Raw genomic sequence first — 14,690 nt, forward strand, 5'->3', positions numbered from 1 at the left:
GCGCGACTACCCTTTAACTATGAACGTCTGGCAGATATTGACCGATCGTAAATTCTCTCGGTTACTCCGCCTACGCTGGACTGGTCAGATGACCGATGGAATATTCCAGAGCGCCTTAGCCTCATTCGTTTTATTTTCACCAGAGCGCCAAGCAAATGCACTTAACGCCGCCTTAGCGTTTGCTGTGGTTCTTCTTCCGTATTCTTTAATTGGTCCATTTGTCGGAACAATTCTTGATCGCGTTTCCAGACAACGAGCGATCATGTTTGCCAACTTAACTAGAGCAGCGACTTTATCGATTATCTCGCTGCTGATATTTCAAGGGCGAACCGGTATTGAGATGACCGTCTTTGTTCTCGTTGCTTTTGGAGTTAATCGTTTAATTCTTGCCGGACTCTCTGCAGGTATTCCGCTGATGATTGAAAGTAAATCTCTCATTAGCGCCAACGCTCTTGCTGTAACTGGTGGTTCGGTTTGGGTGGTTTTAGGTGGCGGAATTGGCCTTGGTTTACGCCGATTAATCAACGAGACAACCACTGCAGATAAAGCAGATGGCTTCATAATCTTGGTGGCGGCAGCGGGTTATTTAATTGCCGCGCTCTTTGCTTCGTTGTTAAAGCGAAAAGAGATTGGCCCGTTAGATCACGAGATAAAGAACGCAAGCTTTACCCAAGGCTTAATTGAAATGCGCGAAGGTGTGCGTTTTCTTCGCCAACATATGGATGCGGCGCGCGGTATCGGTGCGATTGCAATTCATCGCGGCGGAATAACTGCCTTGACTCTTATCGCTCTTCTATTAGAGCGAAATACCTTTAACGATCCAGTCGATAATGAAGCGGGGTTGGCCGGACTTAGTTTTACCTTATCTATTGCAGCAATCGGTTTCGTTGTTGGCGCAGTGGCCGCACCTTACGGAGTTCGCCTGGTTGGGCGCCATCGTTGGATGAGATTTTCGCTAATTGCGAGCACTTGTGGCCCGTTATTCATCTTATTTGTGCGAACACCACTGACTTTAATCTGCGCAGCTTTTGTTACCGCACTTTTTGGGCAGAGTTTAAAAGTTACCAATGACGCGCTAGTGCAATCAAAGATCGATGATATTTATCGCGGTCGCGTCTTCTCTGTTTATGACGTTGTCGTAAATGGGGCAATTGTTTCAGGCGCTGTTATTGCAGCTCTGCTTCTACCTAATAGCGGCGATAGTTATCTGGTACCGCTAATCGTGTCAACGATTTATCTGATCGCTGGGCTTCGTCTACTTCGCAGTGGGGTTTTCTTTGCTCCACCAGTTAAGTAGCTCTTCGGTGGCGCGTTCTTCACCAAGTGGGCCGTGTTCAAGGCGCAACTCAAGGAGAAAATCCAAAGCTTTACCAACTGCAGCAGATGGTTTGATATTAAGTAATTTCATAACTTGAGCGCCATCTAAATCTGGACGGATTCTAGAAAGTTCTTCTTCCTCCATTAATTTTGCGATGCGCGCTTCGAGCCCGTCATAAGTCTTGGCTAAACGCTCTGCCTTCTTCGCATTACGCGTTGTGCAATCAGCGCGAGTTAAAACATGTAAATGAACCAGTAAATCCCCTGCATCGCGCACATAACGGCGTACTGCAGAATCAGTCCATTCGCCATCTCCGTAGCCATGAAAACGCAAGTGAAGTGCAACGAGTGTTTCAACTTCTTCAATCGTGTCACCGTCAAAGCGCAACGCTTTCAACCTGGACTTGGTAAGACGTGCGCCAACAATTTCATGGTGATGAAAGGACACTCCTCCACCTGGAATTAAATTACGCGTCTTTGGCTTACCAATGTCGTGAAGTAGCGCTGCCAGGCGAATAATTAAATTAGGACCACCTAAGCGATCTTCATGTGAAATCGCCTGCTCTAGAACGGTTATTGAATGCTCATAAACATCTTTGTGGTGATGGTGTTCATCAATTTCTAGACGGAGTTTAGGAATCTCTGGAAGAACTATTTCGGCAAGGCCCGTTTCAACTAAAATTGTAATTCCGGTACGTGGGTTCTTCGACATTAACATTTTTGTGAATTCATCACGGATGCGTTCAGCTGAAATTATTGAAATCCTGCCCGACATATCTTTCATTGCTTGCAGAACATCAGGTGCGATTTCGAAATCTAGTTGGCTCGCAAATCGCGCAGCGCGCATCATGCGCAGTGGATCATCAGAGAAAGAGTTTTCCGCCTTTACTGGTGTGCGTAAAACTCTCTTCGCTAAATCTTCCAAGCCGTTAAAGGGATCGATAAATTCTGGAGTTTTTGTTGTTAGCTCAAGCGCCATTGAGTTAACTGTGAAATCACGCCGTGATAAATCACCTTCAATTGAATCACCGTACTCAACTTCAGGTTTGCGACTATCGGGATCGTAACTTTCAGTTCGGTAAGTTGTAACTTCAACAGTTGTGTCACCGCGTTTTCCAGCAACAGTTCCGAATTCAATTCCGGTATCCCAAACGTTTTCCGCCCAACCTTGCAGAATTTTCTTTGTAACTTCTGGTCGCGCATCGGTTGTGAAATCTAAATCATTTCCAAGTCGGCCAAGCAGCGCATCGCGAACTGGTCCGCCAACTAAAGCCAAGCGAAATCCTTGGGCGGCAAAACTTTGGGCGAGTGAACTTGCTAGCGGCGCCCGTTTAATGAGTGAGGCGATCGCAACTTCTCCCGCGGCTCCTAATGCACTCGTCACAAGACCAAGATTAGAGCAGTACCCTTGGTCTATGACCCCGGCACCTAGTGCGGGCAGCGAAGGTACGAAGAAAAAGCGCAGGCGTAGACGCCCCGCAAATCGCGCCCCACTTGCAAGTGATTCACCTGCCAAAGATGCGCAGGCGCAGAATAAACGCCCTGCAAAGAGCCCTGCCAAGAATCCGGCAAAAAATTACGCCAAGCGGGTAGATGAAGTCAGCGCTGGCGGTTTGGTTATTGATCACAGCGGTAAGAATGGACTTCTGATCGGAAGAATTGATCATAAAGATGCCAGTGGAAAACGTATTTTATGGTCGTTACCAAAAGGACATATCGAAGAAGGTGAAACCCCGGAGCAGGCTGCGCTACGTGAGGTCGCCGAAGAAACTGGAATTGAATCTGAGATCGAGCGCTCTTTAGGTGTTATTGATTTCTGGTTTATGGCTGGGGGTAAGCGAATTCATAAAACTGTTCATCATTACTTGTTCCGCGAGACCGGTGGATTATTAGCCCCGCAAGAGAGTGAAGTCGATGAGGTCGGTTGGTTTCCACTTGCTGAAATTGTTGATCGTTTAGCTTATCCGGATGAGAAGAAATTGATTGCACGAACTGACGCAACTGCTGAAGTTGGCGCTAAATGAAGAAGTTGTCCGCACTCTTCTTATCTTTAGCCTTTCTATTTATTAGTGCTCCTCTTTCAGTTGGTGATGTAACAGTTACAAAGTTAACTAGTAAGCCACATCAATTATTTGATGGCACTTTTAGAAATGATGATCTAACTAACGATCTACTTCCAACTGGCAGATTAGGTAAACCACTTGAAAGTAAGCCTAAAGGGCAACGCACTTGGGTTATTGATGGCGCACTGCTTGATGAAGTCGCTGCTATGGCAGATGGATATGAGTTAAGTAATGGTGAATTAACTACCGGACAACTCGTTGCAAAAGGTTGGATCTCTCGCTTAATTCTTTTAACGGCTGGCGATAAAGTCTTTGCGCTGCCTTATGGAAATCCTGATTTATCACTAGCTACGCGCTCTGCTCCTAGTGAGCTTCGCTTATATAAAAGTTATGGCGTAGAACGAGTTGAATTCCATTTAAATCGGAAAATTTCTATCGGGGATAGCAGCGTTTGGAGCACTGGGCAGTCGCGCCTAAGCCCAGTCTTACGTAAGAAATACACGCAAAATCGCCAAGCGTTAACTGCTCTGTCATCGGTCGTTAACGCCCCTGAAGTTAAAGCCCAGCGCGCCAAGTTAGCGGTTTTACTTTCGCCATCGCTTAATCAGAAAGATCGCGAATTTTTCTCATATGACGCAGCCGATGGGGTAGCAAAAACCTTAAATCGTTTACGAGTTTCATCAGGTAAATACCAAATCGCATCTGAAACTGGAAAAGTCCCGGTTACTGTAACAAATGATTTTAGCGTGCCCGTAAAGGTTGGAGTTGAATTAACTCCACTCAACTCTCGCGTGCAAGTATCGGATGTTGCAACCTTTGCAATTGGTGCAAACTCGCGAACCCAGTTATCAATTCCGTTTAACGCAATCGCTCCTGGTGCAACGACTGTGCTCGCGCAAATCATAAATTCTGAAGGCGATGAAATTGGTCCAGCATCGCGTTTAGCAATCAAAGTAGCCTTCTTTGATTCGCGGGTTACTTACTTCACGATTGGTGCGGCGCTCTTGCTATTTGTAGCGGCTTTAACCCAGACTATTCGCAGAATACGAAGGGGGCGTAATGAAAAGCAATGAGCTCTTTCGCGCCTCAGGTGTTATGGCGATCGGAACAATCCTTTCGCGTATTACTGGTTTCTTCCGGGCAATTCTTGCCGTTGCTGTCTTGGGCACAGCGTTACTTGCAGATTCATACAACGTGGCAAATACGATGCCAAATATTCTCTACAACCTACTTGTCGGAGGAGCGTTAACCGCGATCTTCGTTCCGCAATTAGTGCGCTCATTCTCAGATGAAGATGGTGGACATGGTTTTGCCTCGCGCTTAGTTACAACAATTTCTGGAATTCTCTTACTCCTTGTTTTAGTTGGAGTAATTTTTGCGCCGTACCTTGTAAAACTCTATGCACCGGAGTTTGCAACTGACGGTTTCGAGCGCGAGTTCTCTATCGCTGTAGCCTTTACGCGTTACTGCCTGCCGCAGATCTTCTTCTTGGGGCTATTCACAATGCTCGGCCAAGTTGCAAATGCGCGTGGTTCTTTCGCCCCTTTAATGTGGGCGCCAATCGCTAATAACCTAGTCGTTATAGTGATTTTTAGCGGGGTTCTACTTCTTCAAGAAAGTATCTCGGTTGAAAACATCACTGATGCACAGATCCAACTTCTCGGTTGGGGAACAACTCTCGGAATTGTTATTCAGGCGCTAATCCTGATCCCGGTTGTTAAGAAATCCGGAATACGTTTGCGCCCAATTTTCGGTGTTGCCGGGCTTGGTAAATCTTTCTCATTAGCCGGTTGGACCTTGGTTTATGTCTTAATTTCTCAACTTGGTTACTTAATTACAGTAAATGTCGCTACTAGCGCTGCGGTGCGTAGCGCCCAAGCCGGAATAACAACTGGCGTTGGTTTCACACCATTTACCAGCGCTTACTACATTATGTTGCTGCCGTATTCGATCGTCACAATTTCAATCGTTACCGCGTTGCTTCCACATTTATCTAAGTTGGCAATTGATAAGAATGTAGAAGAAGTTAAGAAGCAGTTAATTCGCGCTATCCGCATGTGTGGCGTTGTGACAGTTCCAAGCTCTGTCGCGTTATTGCTCTTTGGTTCACTAATGACTGAAGTTCTCTACTTTGGAATTTCCTTGGAAGATTCGCGATATATCGGTTATGTCTTATCGGCGCTAAGTTTAGGTTTGGTTGCATTCTCAATTAACTTGATCTTAATCCGTGGCTTTAATGCCTTTGAAGATACCAAGACCCAGGTTGTATCGATTTTGATAATCAACATAATCTCTTCAGTACTTTCCTATGTTTTCTTGGCAACGTTAAAGAGTGAATTTGTAACAATTGGTCTGGGTGTGGCTTTTGCAGTTAGTTATATCCTCGGTCTCTTTGTAACTATTGCTCTCTTAAAGAAGCACACTGGGCCTCTCGAGATGTCGAAGTTTGCAGGTCAGCATGCGCGCCTTTATCTAGCGTCGGCGATCGCAATGGTTCCCTTCTTTCTTCTCGCCTTCTTCTTAAATTGGATGAATGACGATGCCGCACCCCTGATCGGTGTAGCTCGTTTATTAGTTGTTTTGATTGGCAGTGGGGTCGGGTTCTTGCTCGTTGCGCATGCCCTAAAAATCACGGAAATCACTGCGATGAAAGAGTTTGCAATCTCACTTTTGGGTAAGCGCCGTGCTGCCCGCGCAAAGTAATCTCAAATGGATACGCTGAGCCCATGGTAAAAGATCTCGTAATTGTTGGTTCTGGTCCTGCCGGATATACCGCTGCTATATATGCAGCGCGCGCGCAATTAAATCCAGTTATTTATGAAGGTTCAGTTACTGCAGGTGGCGCGCTGATGAATACCACTGAAGTAGAAAATTTTCCTGGCTTTGTGGATGGCGTAATGGGCCCAGATCTAATGGACAGCATGCGCAAGCAAGCAAAGCGTTTCGGTGCAGAGTTGATCACCGATGATGTTGTTGAAATGGATTTATCCGGCGATATCAAAATTATTAAAGATGGTTCGGGAAATACCGTTCAAGCTAAAGCGGTAATCCTTGCAATGGGTTCTGCCTATAAAGAAATCGGTTTAGAGAATGAGAAGCGTTTATCTGGTCGCGGCGTTTCATGGTGCGCAACTTGCGATGGTTTCTTCTTCCGCGATCAAACAATTGCAGTTGTCGGTGGCGGAGACTCTGCTGTTGAAGAAGCAACTTTCTTAACAAAATTTGCCTCAAAGGTTGTTTTGATCCACCGCCGAGATTCACTTCGCGCCTCAAAAATTATGGCAGAGCGCGCCTTTGCAAATCCAAAGATTGAAATGCTCTGGAATACCGAAGTTACAGATGTACTTGGCGCAGACAAAGTTGAGGCGTTAGAACTTCGCAACATGGTTACCGGTGAAGTAATTAAGCGAGATTTCACCGGGTTATTTGTTGCTATCGGGCATATTCCGCGTAGTGAACTTGTTACATCTCAAGTAACGCTAAATGAAGAGGGTTATGTTTCAGTAGAGGGTCGCTCAACGCGTACCAACGTTAAGGGCGTCTTTGCCTGCGGCGATCTTGTCGATTTCACATATCGTCAGGCGATCACTGCAGCAGGGTCGGGATGCCAAGCGGCGTTAGACGCTGAAAAATTCCTCTCCCACTAGTACTCTTACAGCAACTTACCAATCAAAACGATAAAGAAGTCATAACCGATAACAAGCAATCTAGGAGCAGCAAATGAGCGCAGGAAAAGTAACCGCAGCCAATTTCGATGAGGTCGTACTCAAGAGCAGCAAGCCAGTTCTTGTTGATTTCTGGGCTGAGTGGTGTGGCCCTTGCCGCGCAGTTGGACCAATCCTTGATGAGATCGCAACTGAGCACGGCGACAAGCTCACTATCGTGAAGTTAAATACCGATGAAGAGTCAGCTATCGCGATCAAATACGGAGTTACATCAATTCCAATGCTCAACGTTTATGTAAACGGTGAAGTTGTAAAGACAATTATTGGTGCAAAGCCAAAGCCGGCGCTTCTAAAAGAGCTCGAAGGCTTCATCTAATCAACTCGTTGGTTTAGATCTCTTATGAAAGAACTATCTCCTGACGAGATTCGTTCTTTTCAGCAAGATCGTGGCTTGCATGTAACTGGTGAGTTAAATGACCAGACCAAACGCGCCCTTGAAGAATCTCGTTGGAAGTTAGGCGATCGTTCTCTAAATCTTCAACCATCTCCAATGATGCGCGGTGACGATGTTGCAGCACTTCAAGCGCGCCTTACTGAGATGGGTTTTAACGCCGGACGCGTTGATGGAATCTTTGGTGAGCGCACTGAATCTGCTGTTAAAGAATTTCAAAAATCAGTTGGAATTAAAGTCGATGGTAAATGTGGTCCAGCAACAATTATCGCGCTGATTCGTTTAACAAAAATTGTTTCTGGTGGAGCACCTGCGCAGATGCGCGAAAGTGCGAAGCAACGCAATCGCGGCCCTGCACTTGCAAATAAGGTAATTGTTTTGGATCCGGCTTTCGGCAATGACGAGGCAGAGATTGTTTATGACATTGCCCAACGTTTAGAAGGTCGTTTGTTAGCGCTTGGCGCCAGCGTGTTTTTAACGCGTGGGCCAAAGAATGTTTTAACAGAGAACGAGATCATCTCTTTCTCAAATAAAAATAGCGCAGACTTGGTTATCTCTTTACATACCGATAAACACTCAAACCCTAACGCACATGGGGTTTCGACTTACTTCTATGGCAGCGATGCGCATGGAGTTCATTCGATTGTTGGTGAAAGGTTTGCATCCCTTGTGCAGCGCGAACTCTGTGCGCGTACCGATTTATTAAATTGCCGAACCCATGCCAAAACTTGGGATCTGCTTCGCCTAACTCAAGCCCCAGCGGTACGTGTAGATCTTGGTTATCTATCAAACGCGGGCGATGCTGCGCGCCTGGCCCGTCCTGATTTTCGCGATACTTTGGCTGAGGCTTTTATCATTGCGATTCAACGCCTTTATCTATCGGCTGAAGATGATGCTAAAACAGGAACTTTGCGGTTATCTGACCTGCGCAGTGCGGGAATCCGTCGCTAGTTTTAATTAATTCGCTAGCGCTAGTGGGCATGTGGGAGACTAACGGGTATGTCTGAGGTATCAGTTCGCTATCAAACCGGTGTACCGCAAAATCTAGAACAACGTTTTGCAACCCGCGCTGCCGGAATGTTGCCTTCTGAAATTCGTTCGCTTTTTGCTGTTGCATCTCGTCCAGAGATTGTTTCGCTGGCCGGTGGAATGCCAAATCTTTCAGCGCTTCCAATGGAGATGATGGCTGGCGTTGTTAATCAGTTAATCCTTAATAATGGCGCTGAAGCTCTGCAATACGGCAGCGGCCAAGGACATCCAAAACTTCGCGAGCAAATCTGCGACGTTATGGCCCTTGAAGGAATTCGCGCTAATCCTGATGACGTTGTTGTTACAACGGGTTCACAGCAAGCACTTGATTTGATTTCACGAATTTTTATCGATCCCGGCGATGTTGTATTGGTAGAAGCGCCTTCTTATGTTGGTGCGCTCGGAACATTTAGACAATATGAGGCATCTGTAGTCCATGTTGAGATGGATATGAACGGCCTGGTTCCAGATGCTCTGCGCGTAGCGATTAAATCTGTCCGCGCAGCTGGTCGCAAAGTTAAATTCTTATATTTGATTCCAAATTACCAAAATCCAACAGGTGTATTGCTGCCGGCGGATCGCCGCACTGAAATTCTTAATATTTGTCGCGAAGAAGGAATCTTTGTTGTTGAAGATAACCCTTACGGACTTCTTGGCTTTGATCGCCCATCACCAAATGCGATGCGCGCTGAAGATTCAGAGAACGTTATCTATCTAGGCTCATTCTCAAAGACAATTGCCTCAGGTTTGCGTATCGGTTGGGCGCTAGTTCCGCAATCGCTAAAGGATAAATTGGTAATTGCATCTGAATCATCAATTCTCTGCCCATCAAACTTTACGCAGCTAACTATCTCTAGCTACCTTGCTGATCAACCATGGCGCGATCAGATCGCATCATTCTGCGAGCTATATAAGGTTCGTCGCGATGCGATGCTTGAATCACTTGAGCAATATTTTCCTGCTGAGGCTACTTGGACTAAACCAGGTGGCGGTTTCTATGTTTGGGTTAACTTGCCACCAGAGATCGACACTAAAGCGATGATGCCAAAGGCGATCGTTGCCAAGGTCGCCTATGTTCCAGGAAATGCTTTCTATGCAGATGGTTTTGGATCTTGGTCGATGCGACTTTCTTACTGCCACCCAACTCCTGAGCGAATCCGCGAAGGCGTTAAAGCACTTGGTGGAATTGTGACGCAGGAAATGTCGCGTCGCGGTACAGCGCTTCAGTAATTTAAACAGTTTGGAATTACTTATCGCCCTCAATTAGATCAACGATTCGCTGTAAATCTTCGCGTCCAGCATATTCAATAACAATCTTGCCTTTGCCATTAACGCCCTGCACGCTTACACGGGTATCTAGGTAATCACTTAACAACTCTTCGGCAGCCAGGGTCTCTCCGGTTGTAGAACTCTTTCCGCCCTTGCCACTCTTGGTTGAACCCTTCTTTGGAGAGTGAATTGCAACCGCTTCTTCAGTTGCGCGAACACTTAAACCTTCGGCAACGATTCGGTTGGCGAGTTTTTCGATCTCCACCTGATCGGTTAATCCAAGTAGCGCGCGAGCATGGCCTGCTGAGATAACTCCGGCAGCAACTTTGCGTTGCACGGTTGGTGGAAGATTTAAAAGGCGGATTGTGTTTGAGATAAGCGGACGTGAGCGACCAAGTTTTAGCGCAAGCTCATCATGTGTGCAGTTAAAGTCGGTAAGCAGTTGTGCGTAAGCAGCGCCTTCTTCAAGTGGGTTAAGTTGGCTGCGGTGAATATTTTCAATTAACGCTTCGCGCAAAAGTTCATTATCTGGCGTTTGGCGAATAATTACTGGAATCTTCTTTAAACCTGCAGCCTTTGCCGCGCGGAAGCGGCGCTCTCCCATAATCAATTCATATTTACCTGGAGATGTTTGGCGAACAACCGGTGGTTGCAAGATGCCGATCTCTTTAATTGATGCGATTAATTCATTTAGTGCGCCCTCTTCAAAGATGGTGCGCGGTTGGCGTGGATTAGGGGAAATTGCATCGACTGAAACTTCATTCTGTTGCGCAACTTCATTGCCGGCAACAGTTAGAGATGTTGGAATTAAAGAATCTAAATTAGTTCCAAGGCCACCACGTTTTGCACTCATGCAATTTCTCCATCGCGTTTGTAATTAATATTTACAACATTTGAATCAAAGTTAACATCGAGCGCATCTTTTGGCTTTCCGCGTTCTGCAATTTCGCGCGCTACCTGCATATATGCAATGGCACCTGGTGATAGCGGGTCATATGTCATAACTGTTTGGTTATATGAAGGTGCCTCAGATACACGTACAGCGCGCGGGATTGGAATATCAATTAACTCGTTTGGAAAGTGCGCGCGAACATTTGCGGCGACGTCATTTGATAAACGAGTGCGTCCATCAAACATTGTTAAGACAATTGTCGAAAGATCTAGGTTTGCATTTAAACGCTTCTTCACAACGCTATAAGTTTCAAGAAGTTGTGACAAACCTTCAAGTGCGTAATATTCAGTTTGAATTGGAATTAAAAGTTCACGCGCTGCAGCAAGTGCGTTGATTGTGAGCAGACCAAGTGATGGTGGGCAATCAATAAAAATGTAATCGTAATTTGGTGAAATCTCATCGATCGCTTCTTTTAAACGAAGTTCGCGCGCAACCATTGAAACTAAATTAACTTCAGCATTTGCAAGAGATGAATTTGAAGGAACGCAATCGAGTGCAGGAAAACCTGCAACTTTTTGAATTACAGAGCTAATTTGGTTATTTCCCATAAGTACTTCGTAGATACCTTCGATATCGCGGTGCGGAACGCCCAGTGCGGTGCTGGCGTTGCCCTGTGGATCTAGATCAACGACCAGGATCCGCAGGCCGCCCATAGAAAGGGCAGCTGCGATATTGACCGTTGTGGTGGTCTTTCCGACCCCACCCTTCTGGTTTGCCACAGTGAAGATGCGGGTTGAGGCAGGTTTTGCCATCGCCTCTTTTAGCCGCCGGACGCCGACGACCTTTGTCTCGCTCTCGCGATCCTTTGTTTCACGTGAATCAACCACGCGCTTATCTAAGCACTTATTAGAGAGCCTTTACGCACAGCGATCACTCTGCCGAGCTCGATTCCCTCAAGTTTTATCTCGTGGAGCTCGGCTCCCTTGATTCCAACCATCTCGGTTGCGGCAGACTCCCCCTTCATCGCTAAAAGGGAGCCTCCGGTTTTCACCATATGCCAGCTCATCTTCTTCAACTTCTCCATTGGAGCAACGGCGCGGGCGGTAACAAAATCTGCGCTCTTCTTTACATCTTGGGCGCGGCCACGGATGACCGCAATCTCGACCCCGCCGGTTGCGATAGCGGCAACTGCCTCATTTAAGAACTCAACTCTGCGCTCAAGTGGCTCGATTAGCGTCACTTTTAAATCTGGGCGGGCTAGTGCGATAACAATTCCTGGCAGCCCTGCCCCAGAACCGATATCGAAGAGGGAGGCCCCCTGCGGCAAGAGTTGGGTTACAGGTAGGCAGTTAAAGATATGGCGCTCCCAGATCCGCTCACCTTCGCGTGGGCCAATTAGCCCTCGTTCGATGCCTGCAGTGGTGAGAAATTCGGCGTAGGCGCGGATAGCGTCCTCTTGCCCAGGAAAGTACTTGGCAATCGTTGTTTCACGTGAAACTTGTGAAGGATCTAACTCCGGCTGGAGATTTGTCATGAGGTCCTTTTAGGCGGGATAGATGACGACGAAGCGGTTTGGATCTTCGCCATCTGACTCAGATGAGAGACCTAAGGTCTGGATTGTGTCGTGGATGATCTTGCGCTCAAAGGCGTTCATTGGGTCGAGCTTGATCGATGCCCCAGTGGTCTTTGCCTGTTCTGCCATCTTCTCGGCGAGGGCGGTTAGCTCCTTGCGGCGGCCTGAGCGGAATCCATCGATATCGAGCATTAAGCGGCTACGGTCGCCGGTCGCTGTCTGAACAGCAAGGCGAGTTAGCTCCTGGATAGCATCAAGGACTTCACCTTCCTGGCCGACTAGGTGGCGGAGCTTTCCGCCCACAATGGCAAGGCTGGCGCGGTCGTTTTCCACATCAATATCGATATCGCCATCTAGGTCTGCAATATCTAGTAAGCCTTCGAGGTAATCCGCTGCGATATCGCCTTCTTCCTCAAGGCGCGCAATTGTTTTTGGCGCCTTTTTGGTAGGGGTACCCGCTTCTGCCGTCTCGTTTTCCAATACTTCTGTGGTCTCTTCGCTCATCTTCTCACTCCTTGTAGTTATGTAAAGTTGTTTGGGTCTTTTGATAGTTTTTGTACTTAAATGTCCGTTTTACTTCTTCTTTTTCTTCTTTGGCTGCTTTCTCTGGCCTTTAACCTCATTAGTTCCTTCAGCACCGTCTTCAGGGTTTGTTCCGTCAAGAACAGTTCCTGTTGAATCTTTTGAACCTTTTTTATCTTTTGCTGCCTTCTTCTTTTGTAGCTCTTCGTAGGCAGGTGACCCTGGAGTTGGGTTGCGTTTAATTACATAGAACTGTTGTCCCCATGTCCAGAAGTTTGTTGTCGACCAATAAATCAAAACTCCGACCGGAAAGTTAACGCCTGATACCGCGAAAATTACTGGGAATAAATACAACATGATTTTCTGTTGTTGCAACATCATATTGTTGCTGGAATCCATCTTTGGCATTCCTTTTACCATCAACTGACGTTGTGTTGTAAAAGTTGTAGCAGACATAATAAAAATCAAAATAACTGTAACAATCTTTACATTTGTGTCAGGTGAACCTAGGAAGGTCTCTGAAATTTTCGCGCCGAAAAATGTTGCCTGTGCTGCGCTATCTAGATATTCGCCTTTTAGGAAACCGCGCGCGATTGGCGCTGGTACACCAGCATCTGTCTTTGCCGCAATTCCATTTAGAACTGTAAAGAGTGCGAAGAAGATTGGTGCTTGCGCCAAGATTGGAAAACAAGATGCAAGTGGATTTGTCTTATGTTCTTTATAGAGCTTCATCATCTCTTCTGATTGCTTTTGGCGATCATCTTTATATTTATTTTGGATCGCCTTCATTTGTGGTTGAAGAGCAGTAAGCGCGCGTTGACTTTTAATCTGCTTAACAAATAGCGGGATCAAAATAATACGAATTAGAACAACAAGTCCGACAATCGAGAGCGCCCAAGTAACTCCGCTATCGAAACCGAAGATAGGTGAGAGTAAGTAGTGAATTCCGACAATAACTCCGGATACGAAGTTATAGAGGGGGTTTAAAATAAAGCCCATTAGTTAGCTCCTACGCTGGTTTTCTCTGTGGTTTTAGTGTTTGTTGAGGCTTCTTTAACTGCATAATCAACGCCGCCATGTGACCATGGGTTGCAGCGCACTAAACGCCAGAGCGCCATACCTACGCCGCGGATTCCGTAATGCGAAATTGCAGATGCGGCATATGTCGAACAAGATGGGTAATACTTACAACGCGGTGCAAAAGATGGGGAGATCCATTTTTGATAGAAGTTAATTGCCGCAACCAATACTGTGCGCATCTACTTCACCGCGTTTCGGGTTGAGCGTTCCAGTAATTTAGAGACAAGTTTTTCAACCTCAGAGATAACGTCAGAAGATGAGCCTTTAGCCAGTGCGCGAATTACAAAGAGAGAGTTCTTTGGAAGTTTTGAAAGTTGTGGCGCTGCCGCGTGGCGAAGTTTGCGAGCTAAAGCATGGCGCGCAACCGAGCCGCCAACTCTTTTATTAACAATTAACCCAAACTTTGGTGGGTTGGATTCTTCTGGAGCAGGGCTGATGTAGAGGTATCCAACGAAGTGCTCTGAGGTAACGCGGGTTCCGCTCTTTGTTGCGCGAGCGAAATCGGCGGTTAAATTCAAACGTGCGTTTTTAGGCAGCACGAGATTTTCCGGTGCGGCTCTATAACTTACGCAGAGAGGCGAACGCGGCCCTTGGCGCGACGAGCTGAAAGAACTGCACGTCCTGCGCGGGTTGCCATGCGTGCGCGGAAGCCGTGCTTCTTGGCGCGACGACGAGTATTAGGTTGGAAGGTGCGCTTTGTCATGATGACTCCTTTTAAAACTTAAATTGCGGCCAGTTCGATTTGAGCGTGGGCGGGTTTTGACTGACCCGACCTGAGCGCAAACCGGTTTCTATGAACTCTTCATAAATACGGGGGAAGCGAGGGTGT

Annotated in this window: 17 protein-coding genes; 8 read left to right on the plus strand and 9 right to left on the minus strand. The window is 46.7% G+C overall.

Going from position 1 to position 14,690, the window contains the following annotated elements:
* Positions 1-19: 19 nt before the first annotated feature.
* Positions 20-1,297, plus strand: a complete 1,278-nt coding sequence (locus A1sIIB60_RS07130) for an MFS transporter (protein ID WP_095689585.1) — start codon at positions 20-22, stop codon at positions 1,295-1,297.
* On the opposite strand, the gene A1sIIB60_RS07135 is transcribed toward A1sIIB60_RS07130, so the two are convergent.
* Entirely contained in the window at positions 1,256-2,701 is a 1,446-nt protein-coding gene (locus A1sIIB60_RS07135) for a CCA tRNA nucleotidyltransferase (RefSeq protein ID WP_095689586.1), read from the minus strand. The two genes, A1sIIB60_RS07130 and A1sIIB60_RS07135, sit on opposite strands and share 42 nt — an antisense overlap.
* Before the next feature lie 31 nt (positions 2,702-2,732).
* On the opposite strand from A1sIIB60_RS07135, the gene A1sIIB60_RS07140 reads away from it, so the two are divergent.
* The 7 genes from A1sIIB60_RS07140 (at position 2,733) to A1sIIB60_RS07170 (ending at position 9,755) form a co-directional block, all read left to right on the plus strand.
* Positions 2,733-3,341, plus strand: coding sequence for an NUDIX hydrolase (locus tag A1sIIB60_RS07140; RefSeq protein ID WP_095677808.1), 609 nt, complete (start codon positions 2,733-2,735; stop codon positions 3,339-3,341).
* Positions 3,338-4,453 carry a DUF6049 family protein gene (locus tag A1sIIB60_RS07145; RefSeq protein WP_095689587.1) on the plus strand — a complete coding sequence of 372 codons (1,116 nt, stop codon included), beginning with the start codon at positions 3,338-3,340 and terminating at the stop codon, positions 4,451-4,453. The genes A1sIIB60_RS07140 and A1sIIB60_RS07145 overlap by 4 nt, the downstream gene beginning before the upstream one ends.
* Positions 4,440-6,083: a murein biosynthesis integral membrane protein MurJ gene (gene murJ, locus A1sIIB60_RS07150; protein ID WP_095689588.1), complete on the plus strand. Its 1,644-nt coding sequence runs from the start codon at positions 4,440-4,442 to the stop codon at positions 6,081-6,083. The genes A1sIIB60_RS07145 and murJ overlap by 14 nt, the downstream gene beginning before the upstream one ends.
* Positions 6,084-6,106: 23 nt before the next feature.
* Positions 6,107-7,027 (plus strand): thioredoxin-disulfide reductase, encoded by a 921-nt coding sequence (gene trxB / locus A1sIIB60_RS07155; protein ID WP_095689589.1) that lies wholly within the window; start codon positions 6,107-6,109, stop codon positions 7,025-7,027.
* A 73-nt stretch (positions 7,028-7,100) separates the two neighbouring features.
* A complete protein-coding gene (gene trxA, locus A1sIIB60_RS07160; protein ID WP_095671761.1) occupies positions 7,101-7,421 on the plus strand; it encodes a thioredoxin in 321 nt (106 codons plus the stop codon).
* Positions 7,422-7,445: 24 nt separating this feature from the next.
* The gene (locus A1sIIB60_RS07165; RefSeq protein ID WP_095689590.1) at positions 7,446-8,447 is read left to right on the plus strand and encodes an N-acetylmuramoyl-L-alanine amidase; all 1,002 of its coding nucleotides are present in this window, start codon (positions 7,446-7,448) and stop codon (positions 8,445-8,447) included.
* A gap of 48 nt (positions 8,448-8,495) precedes the next feature.
* Positions 8,496-9,755, plus strand: coding sequence for an aminotransferase-like domain-containing protein (locus A1sIIB60_RS07170; RefSeq protein ID WP_095689591.1), 1,260 nt, complete (start codon positions 8,496-8,498; stop codon positions 9,753-9,755).
* A gap of 16 nt (positions 9,756-9,771) precedes the next feature.
* On the opposite strand, the gene A1sIIB60_RS07175 is transcribed toward A1sIIB60_RS07170, so the two are convergent.
* The 8 genes from A1sIIB60_RS07175 to rpmH form a co-directional block, all read right to left on the minus strand.
* Complete coding sequence (locus A1sIIB60_RS07175; RefSeq protein ID WP_095689592.1) at positions 9,772-10,647, minus strand: ParB/RepB/Spo0J family partition protein; 876 nt, start codon at positions 10,645-10,647, stop codon at positions 9,772-9,774.
* The gene (locus A1sIIB60_RS07180; protein WP_190279205.1) at positions 10,644-11,573 is read right to left on the minus strand and encodes a ParA family protein; all 930 of its coding nucleotides are present in this window, start codon (positions 11,571-11,573) and stop codon (positions 10,644-10,646) included. The genes A1sIIB60_RS07175 and A1sIIB60_RS07180 overlap by 4 nt, the downstream gene beginning before the upstream one ends.
* 8 nt (positions 11,574-11,581) lie before the next feature.
* Positions 11,582-12,220, minus strand: a complete 639-nt coding sequence (gene rsmG / locus A1sIIB60_RS07185; protein WP_095689593.1) for a 16S rRNA (guanine(527)-N(7))-methyltransferase RsmG — start codon at positions 12,218-12,220, stop codon at positions 11,582-11,584.
* 9 nt (positions 12,221-12,229) lie between these two features.
* Complete coding sequence (locus tag A1sIIB60_RS07190) at positions 12,230-12,763, minus strand: Jag family protein (RefSeq protein WP_095671766.1); 534 nt, start codon at positions 12,761-12,763, stop codon at positions 12,230-12,232.
* Positions 12,764-12,832: 69 nt separating this feature from the next.
* Entirely contained in the window at positions 12,833-13,780 is a 948-nt protein-coding gene (gene yidC, locus A1sIIB60_RS07195) for a membrane protein insertase YidC (protein WP_095689594.1), read from the minus strand.
* Positions 13,780-14,040, minus strand: coding sequence for a membrane protein insertion efficiency factor YidD (gene yidD, locus A1sIIB60_RS07200; RefSeq protein WP_095677816.1), 261 nt, complete (start codon positions 14,038-14,040; stop codon positions 13,780-13,782). The genes yidC and yidD overlap by 1 nt, the downstream gene beginning before the upstream one ends.
* Complete coding sequence (gene rnpA, locus A1sIIB60_RS07205) at positions 14,041-14,400, minus strand: ribonuclease P protein component (protein WP_095689595.1); 360 nt, start codon at positions 14,398-14,400, stop codon at positions 14,041-14,043.
* 26 nt (positions 14,401-14,426) lie between these two features.
* Positions 14,427-14,564: a 50S ribosomal protein L34 gene (gene rpmH / locus A1sIIB60_RS07210; RefSeq protein WP_095671770.1), complete on the minus strand. Its 138-nt coding sequence runs from the start codon at positions 14,562-14,564 to the stop codon at positions 14,427-14,429.
* Positions 14,565-14,690: the final 126 nt, after the last annotated feature.

Origin of the sequence: Candidatus Planktophila lacus (assembly GCF_002288385.1) — a bacterium.
Taxonomy (GTDB): domain Bacteria; phylum Actinomycetota; class Actinomycetes; order Nanopelagicales; family Nanopelagicaceae; genus Planktophila; species Planktophila lacus_D.